The 25621-nt window shown below is 31.3% G+C and carries 16 protein-coding genes; 11 read left to right on the forward strand and 5 right to left on the reverse strand.

Annotated features, from left to right (window positions below):
• Nucleotides 1-208 precede the first annotated feature (208 nt).
• Genes MC378_RS00120 through MC378_RS00130 form a run of 3 tightly spaced genes read left to right on the forward strand, consistent with a single transcriptional unit; the run spans nucleotide 209 to nucleotide 5341 of the window.
• Nucleotides 209-2104 (forward strand): polysaccharide biosynthesis protein, encoded by a 1896-nt coding sequence (locus MC378_RS00120; RefSeq protein ID WP_242176678.1) that lies wholly within the window; start codon nucleotides 209-211, stop codon nucleotides 2102-2104.
• Between the two features lie 41 nt (nucleotides 2105-2145).
• Nucleotides 2146-2931: a polysaccharide biosynthesis/export family protein gene (locus tag MC378_RS00125; protein WP_242176679.1), complete on the forward strand. Its 786-nt coding sequence runs from the start codon at nucleotides 2146-2148 to the stop codon at nucleotides 2929-2931.
• A 1-nt stretch (nucleotide 2932) separates the two neighbouring features.
• Complete coding sequence (locus MC378_RS00130; RefSeq protein WP_242176680.1) at nucleotides 2933-5341, forward strand: GumC family protein; 2409 nt, start codon at nucleotides 2933-2935, stop codon at nucleotides 5339-5341.
• A 1469-nt stretch (nucleotides 5342-6810) separates the two neighbouring features.
• On the opposite strand, the gene MC378_RS00135 is transcribed toward MC378_RS00130, so the two are convergent.
• Nucleotides 6811-7563 (reverse strand): tyrosine-protein phosphatase, encoded by a 753-nt coding sequence (locus MC378_RS00135; RefSeq protein WP_242176681.1) that lies wholly within the window; start codon nucleotides 7561-7563, stop codon nucleotides 6811-6813.
• A gap of 136 nt (nucleotides 7564-7699) precedes the next feature.
• Here MC378_RS00135 and MC378_RS00140 point away from each other — a divergent pair, with 136 nt between their 5' ends.
• Entirely contained in the window at nucleotides 7700-8551 is an 852-nt protein-coding gene (locus MC378_RS00140; RefSeq protein WP_242176682.1) for an N-acetylglucosamine kinase, read from the forward strand.
• Here MC378_RS00140 and MC378_RS00145 read toward each other — a convergent pair.
• Nucleotides 8544-9800, reverse strand: a complete 1257-nt coding sequence (locus MC378_RS00145) for a UDP-N-acetylmuramoyl-tripeptide--D-alanyl-D-alanine ligase (protein WP_242176683.1) — start codon at nucleotides 9798-9800, stop codon at nucleotides 8544-8546. The genes MC378_RS00140 and MC378_RS00145 overlap by 8 nt on opposite strands.
• 67 nt (nucleotides 9801-9867) lie before the next feature.
• Entirely contained in the window at nucleotides 9868-11547 is a 1680-nt protein-coding gene (gene gldJ, locus MC378_RS00150; RefSeq protein ID WP_242176685.1) for a gliding motility lipoprotein GldJ, read from the reverse strand.
• A gap of 200 nt (nucleotides 11548-11747) precedes the next feature.
• Here gldJ and porU point away from each other — a divergent pair, with 200 nt between their 5' ends.
• The 7 genes from porU (at nucleotide 11748) to MC378_RS00185 (ending at nucleotide 21668) form a co-directional block, all read left to right on the forward strand.
• Nucleotides 11748-15140: a type IX secretion system sortase PorU gene (gene porU, locus MC378_RS00155; protein WP_242176687.1), complete on the forward strand. Its 3393-nt coding sequence runs from the start codon at nucleotides 11748-11750 to the stop codon at nucleotides 15138-15140.
• A 37-nt stretch (nucleotides 15141-15177) separates the two neighbouring features.
• Entirely contained in the window at nucleotides 15178-16290 is a 1113-nt protein-coding gene (gene porV / locus MC378_RS00160) for a type IX secretion system outer membrane channel protein PorV (RefSeq protein WP_242176688.1), read from the forward strand.
• A gap of 78 nt (nucleotides 16291-16368) precedes the next feature.
• On the forward strand, nucleotides 16369-16851 hold the full coding sequence (gene cdd / locus MC378_RS00165; RefSeq protein WP_242176689.1) for a cytidine deaminase: 483 nt from the start codon (nucleotides 16369-16371) through the stop codon (nucleotides 16849-16851).
• Nucleotides 16852-17229, forward strand: coding sequence for a group III truncated hemoglobin (locus tag MC378_RS00170; RefSeq protein WP_242176690.1), 378 nt, complete (start codon nucleotides 16852-16854; stop codon nucleotides 17227-17229).
• 130 nt (nucleotides 17230-17359) lie between these two features.
• Nucleotides 17360-18424 (forward strand): 3-oxoacyl-ACP synthase III family protein, encoded by a 1065-nt coding sequence (locus tag MC378_RS00175; protein WP_242176691.1) that lies wholly within the window; start codon nucleotides 17360-17362, stop codon nucleotides 18422-18424.
• A gap of 101 nt (nucleotides 18425-18525) precedes the next feature.
• Complete coding sequence (gene guaA / locus MC378_RS00180) at nucleotides 18526-20061, forward strand: glutamine-hydrolyzing GMP synthase (protein WP_242176692.1); 1536 nt, start codon at nucleotides 18526-18528, stop codon at nucleotides 20059-20061.
• A 137-nt stretch (nucleotides 20062-20198) separates the two neighbouring features.
• The gene (locus MC378_RS00185) at nucleotides 20199-21668 is read left to right on the forward strand and encodes a LysM peptidoglycan-binding domain-containing protein (RefSeq protein WP_242176693.1); all 1470 of its coding nucleotides are present in this window, start codon (nucleotides 20199-20201) and stop codon (nucleotides 21666-21668) included.
• A 77-nt stretch (nucleotides 21669-21745) separates the two neighbouring features.
• On the opposite strand, the gene MC378_RS00190 is transcribed toward MC378_RS00185, so the two are convergent.
• Nucleotides 21746-22261 carry a DUF2892 domain-containing protein gene (locus MC378_RS00190; protein ID WP_242176694.1) on the reverse strand — a complete coding sequence of 172 codons (516 nt, stop codon included), beginning with the start codon at nucleotides 22259-22261 and terminating at the stop codon, nucleotides 21746-21748.
• A gap of 52 nt (nucleotides 22262-22313) precedes the next feature.
• Nucleotides 22314-25448 carry a cytochrome c biogenesis protein CcsA gene (locus tag MC378_RS00195; protein ID WP_242176696.1) on the reverse strand — a complete coding sequence of 1045 codons (3135 nt, stop codon included), beginning with the start codon at nucleotides 25446-25448 and terminating at the stop codon, nucleotides 22314-22316.
• Between the last annotated feature and the right edge of the window lie 173 nt (nucleotides 25449-25621).

The following is a 25621-nucleotide window of genomic DNA, read 5'->3' on the forward strand; positions in this document are numbered from 1 at the left end:
ATGAAATAGTCTTTCTATTTTCAACAGATTGCTTCGTTGCACTCACAATGACGTGTTATTACTGTTATTCCGAGGAGGTACGACGAAGTAATCTTTTTTGTAGGAATATCAGAATATCAGTTTTGTTGATCTTATGGGGAATCCAAAAGAATCGCATTTTGCATAAATAATTTTTTGTAAATTCGCTGAGTTATTTTGAAAACAGAAAATGGTTCGATATTTTTTTTTAAAAGTACTAAACAAATACGCTTCTAAATGGGTGGTGTTGTTTATTGATATTTTTTTAGTTTGCTTTTCTTTTGTAATTGCTTATTTCATTCGATTTAATATTAGCTTTGACTTTGATACTTCAACTTTAATAAAGCAGTTACCACTAATTGTTGTGGTTGCTTGTTGTAGCTTTTTGATTGTAGGCTCTTATAAAGGGATTATTAGGCATACAGGAACAAAAGATGCTATTAATGTATTTATGGGCGTTACCATTTTTAGTTTAACAATCATGTTTATTGTTGCTATAAACCAACTGTTTCGTGTTTTTCCTAATTTTACAATCCCAAAGTCAATTATTCTGATTCACTATTTAGTAGCTGTTTTTTCTTTAATTGTCAGTAGGTATGTTTTTAAAACCTTTTTTGAAATTATTTCAACAGAATTAAAGTCTGTAAAAAATGTATTGATTTATGGCGCAGGGGATTCTGGAATTATCACCTATGGGGCGTTAAATAGAGAGAGAAATAACGAATACAATGTTTTGGGTTTTATAGATGATGATCCTAATAAGATTGATAAAAAAATTGACAGAATCAAAATATACAGTCTTTCTAAAATTGATCCTAATTTTATAGAGGATAACGACATAAACGAAGTCATTATCTCAATTCAAAATATAAAATCCAATAGCCTTTTAGAGATTACCGATAACTTATTAAAGTTAAATGTAGAAGTGAAAATTGTGCCACCATTATCCAAATGGATTGGAGGTGATTTGCAAGCAAATCAAATCAAACAAATTAATATTGATGATTTATTAGGGAGAGCTCAAATAAGTTTTGACAATCCCATTGTAAAAAAAGAAGTAATAGATAGAACCATATTTGTTACAGGAGCAGCAGGATCAATTGGAAGTGAAATTTCTAGGCAATTAGCAACCTATAAATTAAAACAATTGGTTTTAATAGATCAAGCAGAATCGCCTCTATACGATTTACAACAAGAATTATCTTTGAAAGGGATTGAGAATTTTACTGTAATTGTTGCTGATGTGAGAGATCGAAAGAGAATGCAAGAGATTTTTGAGCAATATTTACCTGAAAAAGTATTTCATGCAGCGGCTTATAAACATGTTCCTTTAATGGAACAAAATCCATATGAAGCAGTTAAAATAAACATTTTTGGCACTAAAAATATAGCAGACCTATCTATGATTTATCATGTAGAAAGGTTTGTAATGGTTTCTACGGATAAAGCCGTAAACCCTACCAATGTGATGGGGGCAACGAAAAGAGTGGCAGAAATGTATATAAGTTGCTTAAGTAAAGAAGCCGAAAAAACTAAATTTACAATAACTCGTTTTGGAAACGTTTTAGGTTCTAACGGCTCTGTAATTCCTTTGTTTAAAAAACAGATTGAAAACGGAGGACCTTTAACGGTAACTCATCAAGACATTACTCGGTATTTTATGACCATACCAGAAGCCTGTAGGTTGGTGCTAGAGGCGGGAACAATGGGGGTAGGAGGAGAGATTTATATTTTTGATATGGGGAAATCTGTAAAAATATTTGAAATGGCAAAAAGAATGATTTCTCTTTCAGGATTGAAGTATCCAGAAGATATCGATATTCAGATTACAGGTTTAAGACCCGGGGAGAAGCTATATGAAGAATTATTGGCAAATGGTGAGGATACTACAAAAACATATCATGAAAAAATTATGATTGCCAAGCCTCAAGAAATGGATTGCCACCTTATGCAATTAAAAATAAATCAACTTTGCGTTGATCATCAAACCTTAAAAAATGCAGAAATTGTTGGTTTGCTAAAAGAAATCGTTCTTGAATATAAGTCGAACAATTCGATCTATGAAAAGTTAGATGCAAAAGATTAACAAGTCAAATTAAAATATTATTTTTGCAAAAAAAGAAGTGTATGAATTATATGAGATTACAGAAAAAGATGCCTTTTTTACTTTTGATTGCTTTGTTTCTTTTGGGAGCTTGCGTTTCCAAAAAAGACATTGTATATTTTCAAAATGACGAAATTGATCAAGCCTTGGTAAACAATAGTTACCAAACCATTATTAAGCCAGATGATTTGTTAATTATTAATATTTCTGCTATAGATGTAGAGGCTGTACAACCCTTTAACCTACCGGTAGTATCTTATTCAATAACCACTGATAGAGCTGTTGGGCAAGCCATGCAACAATCTTATTTGGTAGATTCTAAAGGACGAATTGATTTCCCTGTTTTAGGTAGTTTGCAAATAGGAGGTTTGACACGAGAAGAAGCCATACAATTATTTAAAGATAAGTTAGACCCTACTTATGTAAAAGACCCGACCATCAACATCCGTATTACCAATTATAAAATAGCGGTATTGGGGGATGTACAAAAACCTGGGACTTATACCATACCAAATGAACGAATTTCCATCATTGATGCCATTGCGCTAGCAGGAGATTTGAACATTTCTGCCCAGCGAAATAATATCATGGTACAACGGGAAGAGGGGAATAAGAAAGTACAATACAGAGTCGATCTTTTGTCCAATAAAATCAATACCTCACCAGTCTTTTACTTACAGCAAAATGATGTGGTCTATGTAGAGCAAAACTATGCTAGAATCCAGTCTGCTTCAAGTAATTCCAATACCAGTTTATTTATTTCCATTACTGGATTGGTCATGACGATAATTTCAATCTTAATAAGATAATATGGAGTTAAACAAAGAACATTTTTCAGAGTTACATGAGAACGATACCCTTAATATTAGAGACGAGGTTGAAAAATACCTCTTTCATTGGAGAAAGTTTGTTTTAGGGGGCTTTATAGCCCTGATTGTTGCCTTTTTCTATTTGCGTTATAGCACAGCTCAATACAGTGCGAGCACTTCTATTCTGATTAAAGACAATCAAAAGTCAGGGATTTCTCAAGAATTATCTGCTTTTAAAGATTTAGGGATTATTGGAGGAGCGTCTGCTAATAATACGGATAATGAAATTGAAATTTTAAAGTCTCGAAAAATTGTTGGAAATGTAGTAGATTCCTTAAAATTAAATGTCAATTATTTTGTAGAAGGAAGGATAAAGAAAACGGATATTTATACAAAATCGCCTATACGTTTTCATTTTGAAGAAGATCATTTGGAAGCACCTAAATTAGATACTTTGTTTGTGGTATCAAAAATAGATGAGAATCATTTTGTTTTAAATAATGATGAAGGTGATCAATTGGGGAAGTTTTCTTTTGATGAAAAAATAAAATATAAGGGAGGTTTCTTTTATATAACGAAAGTTGGTGATTTAAAATCTGTAGGAAATTCTTTTTATATAGTTGTAAGAAGAAAATCTACGGTTATCGATAGTTATATAGGTAAAATTGCTATAACACCTGTAAATAAAAATTCGAGTGTGTTGAAACTTTCTATAAATGACCCTGTAGTAGAACGAGCAGAAGATTTTTTGAATGAATTGGTACGACAGTATAATATTGATGCCATTAATGATAAGAGTGAGGTTTCTGAAAAGACCAGGGATTTTATAACCGAACGCTTGGAGAAAATTGCTGAAGATTTACGAGTGATACAAGACAGAGTCAAAAATTTTAAAGATGAAAATAAGATTACAGGACTCTCTAGTGAGGGGGAGCTTACTCTTAAGAATGCCTCTGAAAATAATGTTAAAATCATTGAAATAAATTCGGAGTTGATTTTAGCGGAGGGAATCATGGAACAAATTGATAGTGAAGCCATATCGGAAGATCAAACATTGCCCCCAAACTTAGGTTTTAAAGACGCGAAAATTTCAGAATCTATTATTGGCTATAATACTTTGGTGAGTAGAAAAAATAATTTAGCACTTACCGCAGGGAAAGAAAACCCTAGCTTAATTCAGTACCAAAAAGAAGTGCTTTTGCAAAGAAGTAACTTGATGAAAAGCATCAAAAATTATATTTTATCCCTGAAATCTCAATTAAGTGAATTGAATAAATTTGCAACTCAAGTAAATAAAAAAGTATCTGCCATTCCAAGCTTAGAAAGAGGGTTTATAGACATTGCTAGACAACAAGAAATCATTGCAGGACTGTATTCTTATTTGTTAAAGAAAAAAGAAGAAACCGCCATTTCCTTAGCGGTTACGGTTCCTAATGCCAAAATTATTGATTATGCTTATGGGAACGGGATTCCAGTATCTCCTAAAAGAAAAATTATTTATTTAGCCGCTTTACTATTGGGGCTGTTAGTACCATTTATTTATATATATATAAAGAATTTATTAGACACCAAAATACATTCTCGTAAGGATATTGAAGAGGCTACAAAGATTCCTTTTTTAGGAGATGTACCTCATGCTGAAACGGATGATAAGGTGGTGATTGGAAAAGATGCTAGATCGAGTACTGCAGAAGCATTTCGATTGATTAGAACCAACTTAGATTTTATGCTTCCTAGTTCTGTAAATAAGGAAAAAGGAAAGACCATATTTGTTACGTCTACGACCAGTGGAGAAGGAAAGTCATTTATTTCTATCAATTTAGCGGCTGCTTTATCACTCAATAATAAAAAAGTATTGTTGCTTGGGATGGACTTAAGAGCTCCCAAGGTAACCGAATATTTAGGGATTCCGGAAAGAAAAGGAATTACCAACTTTATTACAAATACAGATATCACCTTGAAAGATGTGACATTTTCTATTCCTGAAATAAAAGGATTAGATATCATTGCTTCAGGGGTCATTCCACCCAACCCTGCAGAATTATTACTTACAGAAAGGGTGAAAGAATTGTTTGATCAAGTTAAGAATGAGTATGATTATATTATTGTAGATACGGCTCCTGTAAATCTAGTAACAGATACATTATTAGTAGCTAAATATGCAGATATGTTTTTATATGTGGCTAGGGCCAACTATTTGGATAAGCGAATGTTAATGGTGCCTCAAACCTTATATCAAGAGAAAAAATTACCAAACATGGCTGTGGTATTAAATGATACGGATATGTCTAGAGGATACGGATACGGATACGGATACGGATACGGATACGGATACGGATACGGATACGGATACGGATACGGATATGTTGAAAATGAAAAGAAACCTTGGTATCAAAAAATATTTAAGTAATATTTAAAAAAAAAGGAAGCTATATGGCTTCCTTTTTTTTTGTTTTTAAAAGTGAGGAGATCCCTCCTCATATTTCGTTCGGGATGACATAGAATTACTTTAAAAGTTCCAAAGTCATTTCGACAGAGCGAAGCATGAGCGATGAGAAATCTTATACTTGATAGTCATTAATAATAAGATCCCTCATTCGTTTAATGGACTCATTTCGGAATGATGTTTTGGGGTTAGTGAGATCCCTCCTCATGCTTCGTTCGGGATGACATGTGGTTATTAAAGAACACCAAAGTCATTTCGACAGAGCGAAGCATGAGCGACGAGAAATCTCATAATTGATAGTAGATCGCCTGATGGCTCATTTCGGGATGACGTTTTGGGGTTAGTGAGATCCCTCCTCATGCTTCGTTCGGGATGACATGTGGTTATTAAAGACCTCCAAAGTCATTTCGACAGAGTGAAGTATGAGCGACGAGAAATCTCATCCTTGATAGTAATTAATAATAAGATCCCTCATTCGTCTTATAGACTCATTTCGGGATGACGTTTGGGTGTTAGTGAGATTCCTCCTCATGCTTCGTTCGGGATGACATGTGGTTATTAAAGACCTCCAAAGTCATTTCGACAGCGCGAAGTATGAGCGACGAGAAATCTTATAATTGATAGTAATTGATATTAAGATCCCTCATTCGCCTGATGGCTTATTTCGGGATGACGTTTGGGTGTTAGTGAGATCCCTCCTCATACTTCGTTCGGGATGACATTCGGTTTTTAAAGAACACCAAAGTCATTTCGACAGAGCGAAGCATGAGCGACGAGAAATCTCATACTTGACAGTAATTATTATCAAGATCCCTCAATCGTCTTATAGACTCATTTCGGGATGACGTTTTGGGGTTAGTGAGATCCCTCCTCATGCTTCGTTCGGGATGACATGTGGTTATTAAAGACCTCCAAAGTCATTTCGACAGAGTGAAGTATGAGCGACGAGAAATCTCATCCTTGATAGTAATTAATAATAAGATCCCTCATTCGCCTGATGGCTTATTTCGGGATGATGTATGGGGGTTAGTGAGATCCCTCCTCATACTTGGTTCGGGATGACATTCGGTTTTTAAAGAACACCAAAGTCATTTCGACAGAGAGAAGTATGAGCGACGAGAAATCTCATACTTGATAGTAATTAATAATATGATCCCTCAATCGTCTTATAGACTCATTTCGGGATGATGTTTGGAGGTTAATGAGATCCCTCCTCATACTTCGTTCGGGATGACCTGCTATTACTTTAAAAGTTCCAAAGTCATTTCGACAGAGTGAAGTATGAGCGACGAGAAATCTTATGGTTTTTAGTTCCTAAAAGTGAGATCCCTCATTCGCCTGATGGCTCATTTCGGGATGACGTTTGGATATCAATGAGGTTGTTCATTATGTCTCGTTGGAGATGACAGTTAGGTAGTGATACCTTTTGTTTTTTATTGGGATAACGAATGAATAAACTTTTTGTTATTGTTTAATAAGTGTTCAATACTTTTGAATGTTTTTTTAGTCCCAATTTTTTTTAATAAGTTTAAATGACTTTGATGATGGGTATCTGATCCTACAAAATCGTACATGTTTTCTTTTAATAATTTTGCACTTACTTTTTGTACATGTTTCCCGTACTGTTCGGTTAAAGACAGTAAGTTTAACTGAAATAAACAGCCTGCTTTTTTAAGTTTATAATAACTTTCAAAATGAGTGTGATAAAAATTATAGCGCTCTGGATGTGCTAATACTGGTTTATAGCCTTTTAATTGAATCTCAAATAAGATATCATACAAATTAAATGGAGCGTTAAAATAAGACATTTCTACTAAGATATAATTGTCCTTTAAGGGTAGAATGTCATCCTTAGCTAACAAGTCCGAAAATTGTTCATCCATCATGTATTCTGCAGCTGCATGAATAGAAATGTCGGAAATTTCTCTTGCCTTCAATTCATTTCTAACTTCTTCTAACTTGTTTTTTATGGTTTTAGAAGAATTTGGATACACATCACCTAAAACATGAGGTGTAGTTATAAAATTTTTAATTCCGTAAGAAGACATTTTTTTGATCAAATCGATACTATTTTCTAAGCTTTTAGCACCATCATCAATTCCTGGAAGTAGATGAGAATGAATATCTACAAAACCTTCAGGAAAAAAATCAGCTAATGGAATTTGTTTGTTTTTAAAAAATATCATTGAATTACTTTTTGGCAAATTTACAATATTCAAAAGAATAAATTATCTTTAAAATTATACGAAAACGATTGAGTTTTATAAGGCTATTGTGTATGACGTTTTCTTATGATATATTTGGTTTCCTAAATATATGAATATGATTTTAATTGCAGATGGTGGTTCTACTAAAGCAGATTGGATTGCTTTAGATAATTCAAAAAACGAAGCTTTTAGAGTAAGAACACTTGGTTTAAATCCTGCTGTTGTGGCAGCAGAAGAGTTACATAATAGGATCATAAATATGTTTCAATTGATACATATTAAAGAGGAGGTTGCTGAGATTCATTTTTATGGAGCGGGCTGTGGTACACCGAAACCTGTAGAAATTTTACGCAAAGTTTTACAAGCTATTTTTGTAAATGCAAAAATATGTATAGCAGAAGATACCTTAGCAGCTGTTTATGCTGCTACAGGAAAAGAACCTGCGATAGTTTGTATTTTGGGAACAGGCTCTAATAGCTGCTATTTTAATGGCGAAAATATGGAAATGTTGGTGCCTTCTCTGGGATATATCCTAATGGATGAAGCAAGTGGTAATCATTTTGGTAAAAAACTAATCATCGATTATTATTACAAAAAAATGCCAAAAAAAATTGCTGCACAGTTTGAAAAAGAATTTAATTTAGATGCAGATTATATAAAACAAAACTTATATAGGGAAACAAACCCAAATATGTACTTGGCTTCTTTTGCTAAATTTATGTTTGATTATAAAGAGGATAAATATATTAAGAAAATCATTAAAAAAGGATTTCAAGAGTTTTTTAAATGTAGAATCTTACCTTACAATAAGACCTCCGAAACGCCTGTTTATTTTATAGGTTCTATCGCTTTTTACTTTAGAGATATTTTAGAAAAAGTGGCAAATAAATACGATTTAAAAATAACGGATGTTATTCAAAGACCTATTGATAATTTATTAGCATATCATAAAAAAAATATCAATTAATAAAATCTAATAGTCTTTCTAATTGCATGCCTCTAGAGCCTTTTATTAAAATAGATGCGTTTTTTAAAGGATGTTTTTTAATATAATTTTTGAAATCTTCAAAAGTTTTAAATGCATTGGAATTTACAGTTTTGTAAAATAGTTGACCTATAAAAAAACGATTTTCAAAATCCATTGAGTTGGCTAAATCGATAATTTCTTGATGTTCTTTAATGCTTGTTTCACCTAATTCAAACATATCGCCCAAGATAATTGTTTTTGATTTTTTATGGATACTAGCAAAGTTTTCTAAAGCAGCTTTCATGCTAGAAGGGTTTGCATTATAAGCATCTAAAATAATTTCATTTTCTTTGGTTGTAATGATTTGAGAACGATTGTTTTTGGGAACGTAGTTTTCTATGGCTGTTTTAATATCACTTATATTTATGTTGAAATATTCACCAATGCTAATGGCAGCAGCTATGTTTGTATAATTGTATTTTCCTATTAAATTGCTTTGAATTAAGGTGTCTTTATAGGATAATTTTACAAAAGGATTGACTTCTACAAATTGTAAATTATCCGTATCAAAACAAATAGATTGAATGTTTTTTGTCTTTTCAACTTGAATGGCATCATTCGTATTTACAAAAGCAATTTTATGATTTGTTTCTAAATAATTATAAAGTTCACTTTTTCCTTCAATAACTCCTTCGATTCCTCCAAATCCTTCTAAATGTGCTTTTCCAAAATTGGTAATGTATCCAAAATCTGGTGCACAAATAGAACATAAAAAATCAATTTCTTTTTGATGATTTGCGCCCATCTCTACAATACCAATTTCTGTATTAGGAGTCATAGAAAGTAGTGTAAGGGGTACGCCTATATGATTGTTAAGGTTGCCTTTTGTAGCTACTGTTTTATATTTAGTAACTAAAACTGTATTTATTAATTCTTTGGTAGTGGTTTTGCCATTACTACCTGTTAGTCCAATTATTGGGAGTTTTAATTGCCTTCTGTGATAACTTGCTAGTTTTTGTAATGTTTCTAAAACATTATCTACAAGAATACTATTTTTATGCACACAATATTCTTTTTCATCTACAATAGCACACTTAGCGCCAAGTTTTAATGCTTGCTCTGCAAATGTATTTCCGTTAAAATTATCACCTTTTAAAGCAAAGAAAATAGTGTTCTTTCTAATGTTTCTTGTATCTGTGTCTACAAGAAATTCTTTTGAATATAACTGGTAAATAGCTTCAATTTTCATTTTTTAAATATAAAAAAAACCTCATTGTTTTTGACAACAATGAGGCTAATAATTTTAATGTTTTATTTTATCTACTAGGATTTCTAGCTTTTCTTTTCTCATTGGTCATAGGTCCAATTTTATCGGTAACACATCTAAAACCGATGTAGTTAGTTGCTAAGTATTCTGGTAAAAATCTTCTTTGAGCAGGATCTAACCAGTATTCTCTATCTGCCCAAGAACCACCTTTGTATACTCTTGTTCTGTCACTGATCAAAGTAGTACGATTTTTATTGTCGTTTATAAACTTTTTTCTACCTGTAATAGAATCTATAATACTTGTTGGTTTGTGAGGAGAGTTATACATGCTTGGTCTAGAAGCAAATTGCTCTTCATCATCTTCATAAAATCTAGAAGAATACAAATCACCATCTTTAATGTTAGAGTTATCAGAAACCATAAAGTTTCTTCTTAATGTTGTATCATCTTTAGTGATTGGGATGTATTTGATTGTACCTGGTAACTGTTTTGGAACAATTTTACCATTTGGCAATGTATCGTATTCTATTTCTGCATCTTCTGTATTACCAGCAATGACAACCTTACCATCTTCACTAATCATTTTTTTAGTAAAAATATTTCCTCTAAAATAATTAAAGTCATTTGCTTCATTGTCTATGATAGGTCTGTAAACATCCGCTGTCCATTCTGCTACATTTCCAGACATATCGTATAAACCAAATCCATTTGGAGGGTAAGATTTTATTCTAATAGGAATATCCGCTCCATCAGAACTCCATCCTGACAATCCGCTATAATCTCCTTCACCTTGTTTAAAGTTGGCTAACTGATCACCTCTAAATCTTTTGCTTTTATCTCTAGAATATTTACCATCCCAAGCATATTTTTTTCTACCTCTAATGTTATTGTATTCTCTGTTTTCTACATTTGCTTTTGCTGCAAATTCCCACTCAGCTTCAGTTGGTAATCTAAATTTTTGTTGTAAAATTCCGTCTGCCTTTGTAATTTTTCTTCCTTGAAAAGCATCCTTTGAAGGTTTTGGATCTCCTTTTCTTCTTGCTGTTCTAACTCCACGTTTATAAACGGTAGTATCTCCATTAAAAAGTTTGCTGTCATCTGTTAAGAAAACATCCGTATCAAAGAAATTGCTAATGGTATCATTCTCAAAAATGTTTTTGATATGACCTTTGTCTATTAACGTTTTAAGATTGACAGCGTTGGTACGCCATTTACAATATTCGTTAGCTTGTAACCAACTTACACCCACTACAGGATAATCTGCATATGCTGGGTGACGAAAATAATTTTCTGAAAGAATATCAGTATTTCCTAAACTTTTTCTCCAAACTAAAGTGTCTGGTAAAACAGAGTTATATATATGCTTGTACTTTTCTTCTGAAGGAGGAAAAGCTTGTTTTATATATTGTACATATAAAAAGTATTCTGAATTTGTAACTTCTGCTTCGTCCATAAAAAAAGAACGAACATGTAATTTTTTTGGCGTAGTGTTCCAATCAAACATTACATCATCTTGTACTTGTCCCATTGTAAAAGAACCTCCTTCAATAGTAACCATCCCTAAAGGTGGTTTTTCTCCTTTAAAAGATTTTCCTCTGATAAAATTACCGTTTTTAGGATCATTAAAAGATAAGCCTGTTAAAGATGATTTTCCAGAACTAGATCTATTACAGTTAGCTAAAAGTAATGTTGTTAAAGCTACTAATGTTATTTTTAATACGTTTTTCATTTCCTAATTGAAATTGATAAGGTTTTGTTATAGCGATGCAATTTACAATAATATTACTTTCTTACAAGTAATTTCTAAAATTTAACGCATCCTTTTTTTACTCTCAATCTATTTAACGATTGCATTTTTAGTTTAGTATAATTTATCTTTGTAAGTACTAAAATATCTTCAAAATATTTGCGTTCTTTGAATATTGAATTATGAAAAATAAAATTTTACTACTTTTTGTTTGTCTTATTAGTATTACAAGCGTTTCGCAAGTGACTAATTCTGTACTATCTTCTGGTGATTGGTATAAATTTTCTGTTGATACAACAGGCGTTTTTAAAATTGATAGAAATTTATTGCAACAAATAGGGGTGTCTACCAACAACTTAAATCCTAAAAAAATCCATATTTATGGAAACGGAGGAACACTTATTCCTGTTTTAAATAGTGATTCTAGAAAGGAAGATCTTATTGAAAATGCAATTTATATAGAAGGAGAAGCTGATGGTTCTTTTGATTCAAATGATTATATTTTGTTTTATGCGAAAGGGCCTCACGATTGGAAAGTAGACAGCAATAATGAAACAGCAAATCACAGACAAAATATTTATTCTGATAAAGCGTATTACTTTATTACAGTAAACAATGATGATGGAAAAAGGATTGAGCCAAAAACCACGGTTACCGGAAGTGTGCTTACACAAATAAATGTTTTTGATGATTTTACTTTTTATGAAAAAGAAGAAGTAAATTTATTTGGTGTTGGAACACAGTGGTTTGGAGAAGGGTTTAGTGTGGAGAATGTCTTAAATTTAAATATTCCCTTTCCTAATGCAGTTTTAAATGAAGATCTTAATGTGCGTATTAGAGGCGTTTCTAATTCTGTTTCTCCATCTTCTATGGATGTAACCGTTAATGGTCAAGCTATTTATACAATTAATTATCCAGCTGTAATTTCTGGTTCTTTAACACAAGCACAGGCTTCAGAAAGATCTGCAAATATCTCCAATAATTCTACAAACATTAATATATCTCTGACCTATAATAATAATGGTAATCCATCTGCCAATGCGTATTTAGATTTTATAGAAATTGTGGGGAAAAAACAATTGTCTTTTTCAGATTATCAATTTTCATTTAGGAGTTTTGAGCAAGCAAATACAACGGGAATTGTAGAATATCATATTAATAATGGAAGTGCTTTATTTCAGTTATGGGATGTTACCAATTATTCATCTCCTAAAATAATAACAAATGAAAGTACATCTAGCGATTTTGTGTTCAAAGATAACGGAGGTGTGCTAAGAGAGTATGTTGCTCTAGATCAATCAGATTTTTATATTCCAGAAACTGTGGATAATGCTAAAGTTGCAAATCAAAACTTACATGGTTTAAGTGCTATTAATTACTTAGTGATCACAAATTCAGAACTTTCTCAAGAAGCTCAACGATTGGCAGACTATCATCAAAATAATTCAAACTTAACAACAAAAGTTGTCTTGATTGATGAGATTTTTAACGAATTTTCATCAGGTGCTAGAGACATTACAGGAATTAGAGATTTTATAAAGCATTTGTATGACGGAAGCTCTACTACTGCTGAAAAATTAAAATATGTATGCTTTTTTGGAGATGCTTCTTATGATTATAAAGATCGATTACCTGGAAATAATAATATTATTCCTGTAAAATTAGCAGAAACTAGTTTTAATCTTGCCAGTTCATATGTTACAGATGATTTTTTTGTAATGCTGGATGCAAATGAAGGAAATATGTTGACTTCTCATACGGTAGATGTAGCTTCTAGTAGAATTCCTGTTTCTACAATTTCTCAGGCAAAAGATGTGGTAGATAAGATTCTTAACTATTATGCAAAACAGTCTATAGGAGACTGGAGAAATACCATTACTTTACTTGCAGATGATATTGATGCGGTTGGAGAAGAGGTGATACAACAAGGTGTTGAATCTATTGCAGATGAAATAAAGAACAGCAAACCCATTTTTAATATCAATAAAATTTATGCAGATGCTTATGTGCAACAAAATTCTTCTGGAGGAGAACGTTATCCGGACGTAAAAAAAGCAATTTCTAATGCCATTGAAAAAGGAACTCTAGTGTTCGATTATTTTGGTCATGGAGGAGAAGATGGTTTTGCTTCCGAAAGATTTTTAGAAAAACCACAAATTCAAGATTTTAATAACTTTAATATCCTACCTCTTTTAATTACGGTTACCTGCGATTTTTCTAGATTCGATAATCCAAATAGAATTACTGCTGGCGAATTAACTTTATGGAATAAATCTGGAGGTGCCGCAAATATGATTACCACAACTAGAGAAGTTTTTATTTCAATAGGACAAAATTTTAACGAACAGTTGATTCGAAAACTGTTAAGTTTTAATAATGAAGACTTTACCATTTCTGAGGCATTGCTAGAAACAAAAAATCAATTTTCGAGCTCGCAAAAATTCTTTATCTATTCTTTTGGAGATCCTGCAATGAAATTGGCCATTCCAAAACCCAATGTGAGAATCACAAAAATGAACGATGTGTTAATAACACAATCTATAGATACTCTAAAAGCCTTGGCTAAAGTTAAGTTTGAAGGTGTTGTTACAGATAATACAAATACAACTTTAACCAGTTTTAACGGAACGTTATCTACAACCGTTTTTGACAAACCCATTGATAAAACAACTTTAGATAATGATGGATTTGGGATAATTATGAATTTTGATACTAGAGATAGTAAACTTTTTAGAGGAAAATCAACAGTAGAAAATGGTGTTTTTAGTTTCGATTTTATTGTTCCAAAAGATGTTAAAATAGCATACGGAAAAGGAAAGCTAAGTTTTTATGCAGAAAATGGAGAAATTGATAAGGCTGGGTATAATTTTGATGTTGTTGTAGGTGGAATTAATGAAGATGCACCAGAAGACACTTTAGGTCCAGAGATAAAATTATTTATGAATGATGAGTCTTTTATTGATGGAGGAAACACAAACGTTTCGCCAAATTTAATTGTAACCTTATTTGATGTTAGCGGAATTAACACCTCAATTACTGCTGTAGATCATGATATTGTTGCAATCTTAGACGGTGATGCAACAAACCCTATTGTACTAAACGATTTTTATCAAACAGAATTAAATGATTTTACCAACGGAAAAGTTACTTATAGATTAAGAGATTTATCCGTAGGACCACACAGTTTAAAATTAAAAGCTTGGGATACATACAATAATTCATCTGAGGCTACGTTAAATTTCGTGGTTGTTAGTGATGCAATTTTAAACCTAGAAAATGTTTTAAATTATCCAAATCCTTTTGTAAATTATACAGAGTTTTGGTTCAATCACAACAAACCTAATGAACCTTTAGAGGTGCAAGTTCAAATTTTTACGGTTTCTGGGAAATTGGTAAAAACAATCAATCAAAATGTACAAACTACCGGTAATTTATCTAGAAATATTACCTGGAATGGTTTAGACGATTTTGGCAATAAAATTGGAAAAGGAGTATATATTTATAAATTAAAAGTAAAATCAACAACAAGTAATTTAGTTTCAGAGAAGTACGAAAAATTAGTAATACTTCAATAAAAATTAGATATTTGCCAACTTAACAAAAAAAAACAAAATGAAGAAATTAGGATTATGTTTAATTATATGTGTTTTATACGTGTTTAAAACTCAAGCACAAGAAAATGCAATTACAACAGCAGCACCTTTTTTATTAATTGTGCCCGATGCAAGATCAGGTGGTATGGGAGATATTGGAGTAGCAACATCGGCAGATGCTTGGTCTCTTTTTCATAATCCTGCAAAAATAGCTTTTAGTAGTAGACAAATAAAAACAGGAATAACGTATTCTCCTTGGTTGCGTAATTTAACAGATGATATTTTTATTGGAAGTGGTTCTTATATAAATAGACTTAGCGAAAATTCAGCTTGGGGTGCAGACTTTAAATATTTTTCTTTGGGGCAAATAGATTTAACAGACAATCTTGGGAATCCAAACGGAACCATCAATCCTAATGAGTTTGTCATTTCTGGAGCTTATGCTTTAAAATTAAGTGAAACTTTTTCTATGGGAGTTTCATTAAAGTATATTCGATCTAATTTAGCGTTTAACGGAACTTCAGGGAATTCATTACAACCTATAAATTCATTCGGAGTAGATGTATCTGGTTTTTATCAATCTTTAGAAGAAAATTACGGAAACTTTAACGGACGTTATAGACTAGGATTTAATATTGCTAATATTGGGCCTAAGGTTTCTTATACGCCTGGTCAAGAAGATTTTATACCAACAAACTTAAAATTAGGGGGTGGTTTCGATTTTATTTTAGACGATTATAATATTATTTCTACTACTTTAGAATTTACAAAACTATTAGTGCCAACTCCACAAGGAGACGGTTCTGAAAGAGATAAAGGTTGGGTAGAAGGAATGTTTAGTTCTTTTGGAGATGCTCCTGGAGGATTTAGCGAAGAACTTAAAGAATTTACTTATGCTTTTGGTGCAGAGTATTTATACAATAATGCCTTTGCCTTAAGAACAGGGTATTTTCATGAAAGTCAAGATAAAGGAAATAGACAATATTTTACTTTAGGTGGTGGTTTTAAAACCAACGCTTTAAATATAGATTTATCATATTTAATCAATGCTTCTGATGTAAATAATCCATTAGAAAACTCTTTGCGTTTCTCTTTATCTTTTGATTTAGGAGAAATTTATGAAGATTATTAGAATTCATAAAATTTTAGTAAATTTATACCATATTTAAAGCAGTCAAAAAAGGCTGCTTTTTTTGACCACTATACTTTTATGAGAAAAATTGAAGTAACAGCATCCGCTACAGTTTATCAAGACTTTTCAGAACTTTCTTCTGATGACAAGGCATTAATGGAAAAAGCAATTGAAGCTAGAAAAACAGCTTATGCCCCATATTCGAAATTTAGTGTTGGAGCAGCTTTATTGTTAGAAAATAATGAAATTGTTTTAGGTAACAATCAAGAAAGCGCCGCCTATCCTTCTGGAATGTGTGCAGAAAGAGTGGCTATTTGGAAAGCCGGTTCAAGTTTTCCTGGTGTAAAAATTATAAAATTAGCTATTTCGGCAAGTTCCTCTGTTTCTAAGGTTGATAAACCTGTTGGTCCTTGTGGTGCCTGTAGACAAACATTGTCTGAATATGAAATCAATCAAAAACAACCTTTTGAAGTTCTTTTTATGGGGGAAGTTGGTGAAATTGTAAAAACAGATTCATTACTTTCTTTACTGCCTTTTTCTTTTGATAGCTCATACTTATAAATGAAACCAGATATTTCATCACGCAAAGACATTAAATTCATTATCACTAAGTTTTATGATAAATTATTAGTGGATGATAAAATGATTCCCTTTTTCAAAGAAATTGTTGCTCAAAATCACTTAGAAGCCCATTTAGAGGTGATCACCGATTTTTGGAGTGATATTCTCTTTGACACCTATTCTTATTCTAACAATGTGATGAAAAAGCATGTAGATAAAAATGCTTTTGTTGAATTTAAGAAAGAACATTTTACAATTTGGACATCGTATTTTTTTGAAACAATTGACACTTTTTTTGATGGATCAATAGCAGATAATATGAAAAATAGAGCAAGGTCTATTGCTACTGTTATGCAACTAAAAATGAAGCTTTACTAAAAGAGTCGTTTAAAATAAAAGATGTTTTTTTCGGATGTTTTTCTTTATTGAATTTCGTTTTCTAGCAAGTATTTAATTTGACTTTTTATCAATTAATAGTACCTTTATAAATTGATAATTAATAAAAAAAATGATTTCATCTAAAATTACAGGAACAGGAACTTTTATCCCCTCAATAAAAAAAGAAAATACTGCATTTGTAAACCAACATTTCTTAAATGAAGATGGTTCTGTTTTTTCTTCAGATAATGAAGTAATTATAAATAAATTTAAGGCAATTACAGGTATAGAAGAAAGGCGCTATGCAAAAGAAGATTATACAGCCTCCGATTTAGCTTTTTTTGCAGCAGAAAAAGCCATTCAAGATGCAAACATAAATCCAGAAGAATTGGATTATATCATTCTAGCTCATAATTTTGGTGATGTTAAAAAAAACACCATTCAAAGCGACATTTTACCAAGTTTGGCCACAAGAGTGAAACATAAATTAGGAATAGAAAATCCAAATTGTGTTGCTTATGATATTTTATTTGGTTGCCCAGGTTGGATACAAGGGGTAATACAAGCACAAGCTTTTATAAAAGCAGGAATTGCCAAAAAGTGCTTGGTAATAGGTGCAGAAACGCTATCTAGGGTTGTAGATAAGTATGATAGAGATTCTATGATTTATAGTGATGGAGCAGGAGCATGTATTGTAGAAAAAACAGAAGAACAAGATTCGGGAATTTTAAGTCATGCTACCCAAACTTTTGCAAAAGACGAAGCCTATTTTTTATATTTTGGAAAATCGTTTGATAAAAATGAAGACAAAGATGTACGTTATATAAAAATGTACGGAAGAAAAATTTATGAATTTGCGCTTACAAATGTACCTCTTGCAATGAAAACAGCTTTAGACAAAAGCGGTGTTTCTATAGATGAAGTAAAGAAAATTTTTATTCATCAAGCAAATGAAAAAATGGATGAAGCCATTATAAAACGATTTTTTAGATTGTACAAAAAAACAACTCCAGAAGGTATTATGCCTATGAGTATACATAATTTAGGAAATAGTTCTGTGGCAACAGTACCTACTTTATTAGATTTGGTGTTAAAAGGTAAAATAGAAAATCAAAAAGTAGATAAAGGAGATGTTATTATTTTAGCCTCTGTTGGAGCAGGGATGAATATCAATGCTGTAGTGTATAAATACTAGTTTCTGTTACGAATTATTTCTATATGGCTACGAATTCTAATTATTCGTAAAAAATCATCATTTTCAGTATTAAAATTTAATCTGAAATAGTATTTTTGCGCATGCAACAACACAACGTACTTATTTTAGATTTCGGATCGCAATACACACAACTAATTGCGAGAAGAGTAAGAGAATTAAACATTTACTGTGAAATTCATCCATATAACAAACTTCCCAAAAATGTAGCCGATTTTAAAGCTATAATTTTATCAGGAAGTCCAAATTCTGTTAGAGGAGAAAATGTTTTACATCCTGATTTATCAGAAATTAGAGGAAAAAAACCGGTATTAGCCGTTTGTTATGGTGCTCAATATTTAGCACATTTTTCTGGTGGAAAGGTAGCACCATCCAATACTAGAGAATATGGAAGAGCCAATTTATCATTTGTAAAAAGTGATGAAATTTTCTTTGACAATATTACTGTTGGTAGTCAAGTGTGGATGAGTCATTCTGATACCATTAAAGAATTACCAACCAATGGTTTGCTTTTGGCTAGTACAAAAGATGTGCAAAATGCAGCTTATAAAATACAAGGAGAAGATACTTATGCAATTCAATTTCATCCAGAAGTATATCACTCTAAAGATGGAAAACAATTATTAGAAAATTTTTTAGTTAAAATAGCAGGAGTAGCACAAACATGGACTCCAGATTCTTTTGTAGATGCTACTGTAGCTTCAATAAAAGAAAAAGTAGGAAATGATAGAGTTGTTTTAGGTCTTTCGGGAGGTGTAGATTCTACAGTTGCGGCAGTTTTATTAAATAAAGCAATTGGTGAAAATTTGTATTGTATTTTTGTAAATAATGGACTGTTAAGAAAAAACGAGTTTAAAAATGTACTTTCTCAATACGAAGGAATGGGTTTAAACGTTAAAGGTGTAGATGCATCTGAACGATTTTTATCTGCCTTGGCAGGTTTGTCAGATCCTGAGAAGAAGAGAAAAGCAATAGGAAAAGCCTTTATAGAGGTTTTTGATGATGAAGCGCATCAAATTAAAGATGTAAAATGGTTAGCACAAGGTACCATTTATCCAGACGTTATCGAGTCGGTTTCTGTAAATGGAGGTCCGTCTGCAACAATTAAAAGTCATCATAATGTTGGAGGTTTACCAGATTTTATGAAATTAAAGATTGTAGAACCTTTACGTATGATTTTTAAAGATGAAGTAAGAAGGGTGGGTGCTTCTATGGGAATTGATCCAGAATTATTAGGACGTCATCCATTTCCTGGTCCAGGTTTGGCAATTAGAATTTTAGGAGATATAACTCAAGAAAAAGTTCGTATTTTGCAAGAAGTAGATGCTATTTTTATAAACGGACTTAGAGAAGACGGATTGTATGATAAAGTTTGGCAAGCTGGAGCAATGTTACTTCCCGTAAACTCTGTGGGGGTTATGGGAGATGAAAGAACATATGAAAAAGTAGTCGCATTAAGAGCAGTAGAAAGTACAGATGGAATGACGGCAGATTGGGTAAATTTACCTTATGAATTTTTGCAAAAAACATCTAATAAAATAATAAATAATGTAAAAGGTGTTAATAGAGTTGTATATGATATTAGCTCTAAACCACCTGCAACAATAGAATGGGAATAGAATATATGAAACATTTAAAGTTTTTTGTATTTCTGTGTATTTTAACGTTTACTGTTTCTTGCGGTCAACAAAAAAAATACATAGAATATAAGGTTAAAGAAGGTGAAACTATGCGTGTCATAGCCAAGAAATTGGATATGAAAACCAAGGATTTATTACGTTTAAATCCTGATGTGAATAAGAAACCAGATGCAAATACCGTAATTATCATTCCTAATAAGAAAATGATAAAAACCAATAAAAAGGTTAGTGATACTGTAAATGAAGAGTTAACAGATAATCTAGAAATTGATGATGTCGTAAAAGAAGACACAAAACTTTTAGAAGACTTAAAGAAAGAATTTGTTGTTTATGAGGTTAAAAAAGGAGATACCTTTTATAGTTTGACTAGATTTTACAATGTTTCTCAAGAAGATTTAATTTCTTTAAATCCAGAATTATCTGAAGGCTTAAAAGTTGGTCAAACCATAAAAATTAAACCTATTGAAAATGAAGGTGAAACAGAAAACAATATTTATGAAGATGTCATAGAGGAAGATCTTGCATTAAAAGTTGCCTTACTTTTGCCTTTTAAAGCCAATGAGTTTGATACCATTCAACATCAAGATATTTTTTCTAAAAGTACCTTAGCAAATATTGTCACTGATTTTTATTTGGGATCTGAAATAGCAATTGATTCGTTAAGAAAACAAGGAATAGTAATCGATTTAACGGTATATGATACCGAAAAAAACAGCACTAAAATTAGAAGTATTATCAATGAAAACGATCTAAATTCTAACGATGTTGTCATTGGTCCTTTGTATTCTGAAGAAGCAGAAATTGTTGCTAATAAATTAAAAATTCCAGTAGTTTTTCCGGTGTACTCTAAAAATCAATCTAAATTTTCTTCGTCAAAATTAATCAAAACATCACCAGAGAAAAGTGTTTTTAGAAAAGAGTTAGAAACTTATATCAAAGAGAATTTTAATGATGGAACTTTAATTTTAGTAGGAGATGGAAATGCAACATCAAACCATGTAAATACTGTTTTAAAATCTTCTTTAGAATCTGCAGATTCGATTTCTAAGGTTCATATCTTAAAACCAGAAAATGGATATATTGAAAAAGAAAAGTTTTTAAAAATATTAAAAACTAACAAAAAGAATTGGGTAGTCATGACCACAAATGATAACGTTATTGTGGCTGATGCGATCAACAGTTTAATTAGTTTGCCAGATTCTACAAGTGTTAAGGTTTTTGCTTTTGATAAAGGAAAAGCTTTTGATAGGATTAACAATCAGAAATTAGCTAAAATAGGATTTACCTATGTAAGCGATAGTTATGTAGATGAAACTTCATACACAACTAAAGTCTTTAACCAACAGTATTATAAAAAAAATAATGCCTTACCTTCTTTTTATGCTACAAAAGGGTTTGATATTACTTATGATATTTTAATAAGATTGGCTTCGGGAGAGAACCTAAAATCAACATTTAAAGAAGGCGCTTCTTTTAGAGTAGAAACTAAATTTGATTATAATAATAAACTCTTTGGGGTTTCTGAAAATAACGGATTGTTTATCCTAGAATATAATGATGATTTAAGTTTGACGAGGTTGAAATAAAATGGTAGCATTCTTATAAAATAAAAAATCCGCTTTAAAGCGGATTTTTTTATATCTATAAAATAACAAGAAAGAAATTAGATTTTTTTCATCTGTTGTTTCATCATTGTCATTTGCTCTTTTAACATTCCATGTTTGTCTAATTTTTTAGCCTCTGCCATTAAATTAGTTGCTTCACGTTTGCGTCTTTTTGTCATTGCAATTCCTGCTAATTGTAATTTAGCCATCGCTAAATCATGATCCATAGCCAAACCTAATTTTACCGCTTTACGCAAATATTTCTCTGCTTGGGTTATGTTTGTTTGACTCAACATAATCCCATGTAAATAATTAAAGTAACCTTGTTGTTTTACTGTTAAAGCTGCTTCAGGGTTTTTAATATATCCTAACCATTTTTGAGCTCCGGGAAAATTTTGCTTTCTTAATTGTAAAAAAGACAGTAAAATAAATTCGTTTTTAAAGTAGAATAAAACAAAAATTCCAGCTAGTAATAAGATAGAAATTCCGTTCATTATATTTCCTTGACTAAATTGATAAACAGCCCAAACTGTTATTAAAACTGCTAAAACTAATTTTATATTTTTATTGAACATTGTTAATTTTTATTGAATTGCAAAAGTACAGTTTTCTATTAAAAAACAAGAATTACTTTTTAAAGTATTTCTTGTTTTTAAATGATGCAATAATGGTTAATAGAATTAATGCACCTATATAAATAAATGCTTCTTTAGGAGTTACAGCTTTATCTCCACTTGCATAAGAATGTAAGCCAGATAAATAGAAATTAACACCAAAATAAGTCATCATTATTGATAAATAGGCAAATGCTGATGCAAAGTTAAATGATAATCTACCACGTAGCCCAGGTATTAAACGCATGTGTAATACAAAAGCATAAATCATAATAGAAATTAAAGCCCAAGTTTCTTTTGGATCCCATCCCCAATAGCGTCCCCAGCTTTCATTAGCCCACATACCTCCAAGGAAATTTCCAATAGTTAGCATTACCAAACCAACAACTACAGCCATTTCATTTATAATGGTTAGTTCTTTAATGTTAATGTCCATTCGCTTTTTATTTTTCTCGGTTGTAAAAGAAATTAAGATTAATGAAACAATTCCTAAAATCATGGCTAAAGAAAAAGGCCCATAACTTGCTACAATAATAGAAACATGTACTAATAACCACCAAGAATTTAAAACGGGTTGTAGGTTTGCAATTTCTGGATCTAACCAATTTTGATGGGCAAAAAGTAAGATGATTGCAGCTAAAAATGTTGTAGAACCAATGGTTAAAGCCGATTTTTTACCTAAAAACATACCAAATAACATCGTGGCCCAAGCAACATATATAATAGATTCATAAGCATTAGACCAAGGAGCATTTCCACTAATATACCATCTAGAAGCAAGTCCAAAAGTGTGAAAAAGAAAGCTAAGAATAATTAAGGTAATTAACCCCTTTATGATGTAATTTAAAACTTTAGACTTGTAGTAAAATATTTTTAAAATTTCAATAAAAATTAAAAGCAAACCTAAAGTCATATAGAAAATAGCACTTAATTTAAAGATGCCTAATTTGTTATAGGTAATTTCTAAGTCAATTTTCTTTTCTGAAGGATATACGTCTGCACCATATTTTTTCTGATAATTTTTAATTCCATCTAAAATTTGATTTGCTTTTGTATAATCATGAGTCTTTTTTGCACTTTGTAAAAGTTGTATATAAAGAGGTAACAGTTTAGGAACAAAAACAGAATCTGCCGTGTTAAATACTTTTACAGAAGAAAGTTCTGGATGCGAAACCCATTTGTTATTTTCATCACCTTGTATTGGATAAATTCGTAAAATTCCACCTCCAATAGCGCTGTATAATAAGCCAACTCTTTTGTCAATTTTTATAAGATCCTTCTCAAATTTATTCTGAACATTCTTCTTTTGAGCCTCTGCAACTTGTTCTCTAATTTTATAGGTAACAGTAGAAGTGAAAAAGTCGGATAATCTAGCATAGGTAGCAGTATCAGCAATACCTAATTGTCTGCGTATTTTGGTATTATGTTCTTCTAGATAAATGGCTGGAACTTCGTACCATAATCTTGGGTTTTCTATTATAGACAAGAAAACTTGACTAGGTTTCATGCCATATAATTCGTTTGTATGACTTACTTTTCTAACGAGTTCCGAAGCAAAAGTATGTGCAGGTTTCATTCGTCCACCAGCATCTTGAATGACTAATTTGTTGAACTTTTCAGCATGATGAGTATCAACTAAATTTGCTTTTAAAATAGAATCTATTTGTTGATCAGTAATTCTATTGATATGATTATCTTGATGTTGAGCAAAACTTATTGAAGATAAAAATAGAGCAGCTACAATAGATAATGTTACCTTTTTCTTTCTTATTTTTCGTAACGATTTTTTTAAGTCGTCAAAGCGTGTGTTTTTAGCAAAAAGCATACAAATTAAACCTGTGTATAAAAGTGAATATCCTAAATAAGTTACAAAAGTTCCCCAAAAATCATGATTTACAGATAAATGAGTTTCTTCTGTTTCGCCAGATAAATCATAACTAGATTGAAAGAATTTATAGCCTTTATGATCTAGAATATGATTCATGAAAATTCTATAATCAAATTTGTCTTTGCCATCAATTACTGTAACTTCACTTGCATAGGAAGCTGCACTTTCTGAACCTGGATATTTCTCTAGCTGAAAATCGTTTAATTTTATACTAAAGGGAGTTTTTAAAACTTTAGCGCCGTACCACATTCTAAAATTTAAATCACCTATAGAAAACTCTTTTGCATTATCATTATTATATTTTCCTCCTGAGAGTTCTACTCTTTCGGTTTTATTATTTGTAGTGACGTCTAAAACAATAATGTCTAATTTTTTATCGTCTTTGGGACCTCTAATAGTTTGCATGATTCCTTTCTCTGCTGGCTTAGGAATTACAAATTGTAAGTCTCCAATATTGTGTAAAGTTAAATATTGAAAATTTTGAACAGAATCTTTGGTTATTTTTCCTCTTTTTTGATCTGCCATTCTAAACCAATCTCCATCGGTCTTAGAAATCATTTTTAAGTTTCCGTCTTGGTTTTTAAAATTGATGGAAATATTTTCTTCTTTTGCCTCAAAACCAACTAAAACACCGTGGATATTTTGGATGGTTCCTTTTTTGATCCAGTGCTCATGACGAGTACCTTCGGAAGATTCTACAAAAAATAAATGTTCTACTCCATTTTTATCTTCAACTAATTTTCTTTCTGCCCATGGGATGTAATCAACTAAAGAAACTTTGTAATCCTTTCCTTTAAAATCATCGGAAAATGACCAATTGTTTTTTCCCCAAGCGGAAAGTAAAATAGGTTTGTGTTGTTTTTTTTGAACTTTTCTATTGTCAACAATTAAGTTTACATAAGTTGTTTCCGTCAAAAACTCATTGGTTGTTTCACCTTCGTTTATCAACATAATCCCTTCGTAGCCAACATACCTTGTTATTCCTGCTCCAATAAGAATAAATAAGAAAGCTCCGTGAAACATTAAAACAGCCCATTTTTCTTTTTTGTAGAGGCGATATCTAAATATATTACCAAAAAAGTTGATGACAAAAAACACCATTATTGCCTCAAACCACCAAGTGTTATAGACTAATGCTTTAGAAGTTTGTGTTCCGTAATCGTTTTCTATAAAAGTGGCAACTCCCATTGCTGCTGCAAATAGAATAAATAAAACGGCCATTAAACGTGTAGAGTAGAGGAAATTTAAAATAGTTTTCATCCTGAAAGTATTGCTTTAAAAGTGTTGCAAATTTAAGGATAAAAGCACTAAAACAGTTGTGGTTTTGATGTTTTTTAATGTTAAAAAAGCATATTTTTTTATCGGAAAAGTATGCTTTTTAAGATTTACAGAGAGTACGCTACGATTTTATTTGATTGGTACTAGTTCGTTTT

The organism is Polaribacter marinus (assembly GCF_022662535.1).
Classification (GTDB): Bacteria; Bacteroidota; Bacteroidia; order Flavobacteriales; family Flavobacteriaceae; genus Polaribacter; species Polaribacter marinus.

Excerpts from the sequence above, each read along its gene's own strand:
- MC378_RS00120 (WP_242176678.1), top strand. The coding sequence starts at position 209 with ATGGTTCGATATTTTTTTTTAAAAGTACTAAACAAATACGCTTCTAAA.
- MC378_RS00125 (WP_242176679.1), top strand. The coding sequence starts at position 2,146 with ATGAATTATATGAGATTACAGAAAAAGATGCCTTTTTTACTTTTGATT.
- MC378_RS00130 (WP_242176680.1), top strand. The coding sequence starts at position 2,933 with ATGGAGTTAAACAAAGAACATTTTTCAGAGTTACATGAGAACGATACC.
- MC378_RS00135 (WP_242176681.1), bottom strand. The coding sequence starts at position 7,563 with ATGATATTTTTTAAAAACAAACAAATTCCATTAGCTGATTTTTTTCCT.
- MC378_RS00140 (WP_242176682.1), top strand. The coding sequence starts at position 7,700 with ATGATTTTAATTGCAGATGGTGGTTCTACTAAAGCAGATTGGATTGCT.
- MC378_RS00145 (WP_242176683.1), bottom strand. The coding sequence starts at position 9,800 with ATGAAAATTGAAGCTATTTACCAGTTATATTCAAAAGAATTTCTTGTA.
- gldJ (WP_242176685.1), bottom strand. The coding sequence starts at position 11,547 with ATGAAAAACGTATTAAAAATAACATTAGTAGCTTTAACAACATTACTT.
- porU (WP_242176687.1), top strand. The coding sequence starts at position 11,748 with ATGAAAAATAAAATTTTACTACTTTTTGTTTGTCTTATTAGTATTACA.
- porV (WP_242176688.1), top strand. The coding sequence starts at position 15,178 with ATGAAGAAATTAGGATTATGTTTAATTATATGTGTTTTATACGTGTTT.
- cdd (WP_242176689.1), top strand. The coding sequence starts at position 16,369 with ATGAGAAAAATTGAAGTAACAGCATCCGCTACAGTTTATCAAGACTTT.
- MC378_RS00170 (WP_242176690.1), top strand. The coding sequence starts at position 16,852 with ATGAAACCAGATATTTCATCACGCAAAGACATTAAATTCATTATCACT.
- MC378_RS00175 (WP_242176691.1), top strand. The coding sequence starts at position 17,360 with ATGATTTCATCTAAAATTACAGGAACAGGAACTTTTATCCCCTCAATA.
- guaA (WP_242176692.1), top strand. The coding sequence starts at position 18,526 with ATGCAACAACACAACGTACTTATTTTAGATTTCGGATCGCAATACACA.
- MC378_RS00185 (WP_242176693.1), top strand. The coding sequence starts at position 20,199 with ATGAAAACCAAGGATTTATTACGTTTAAATCCTGATGTGAATAAGAAA.
- MC378_RS00190 (WP_242176694.1), bottom strand. The coding sequence starts at position 22,261 with ATGTTCAATAAAAATATAAAATTAGTTTTAGCAGTTTTAATAACAGTT.
- MC378_RS00195 (WP_242176696.1), bottom strand. The coding sequence starts at position 25,448 with ATGAAAACTATTTTAAATTTCCTCTACTCTACACGTTTAATGGCCGTT.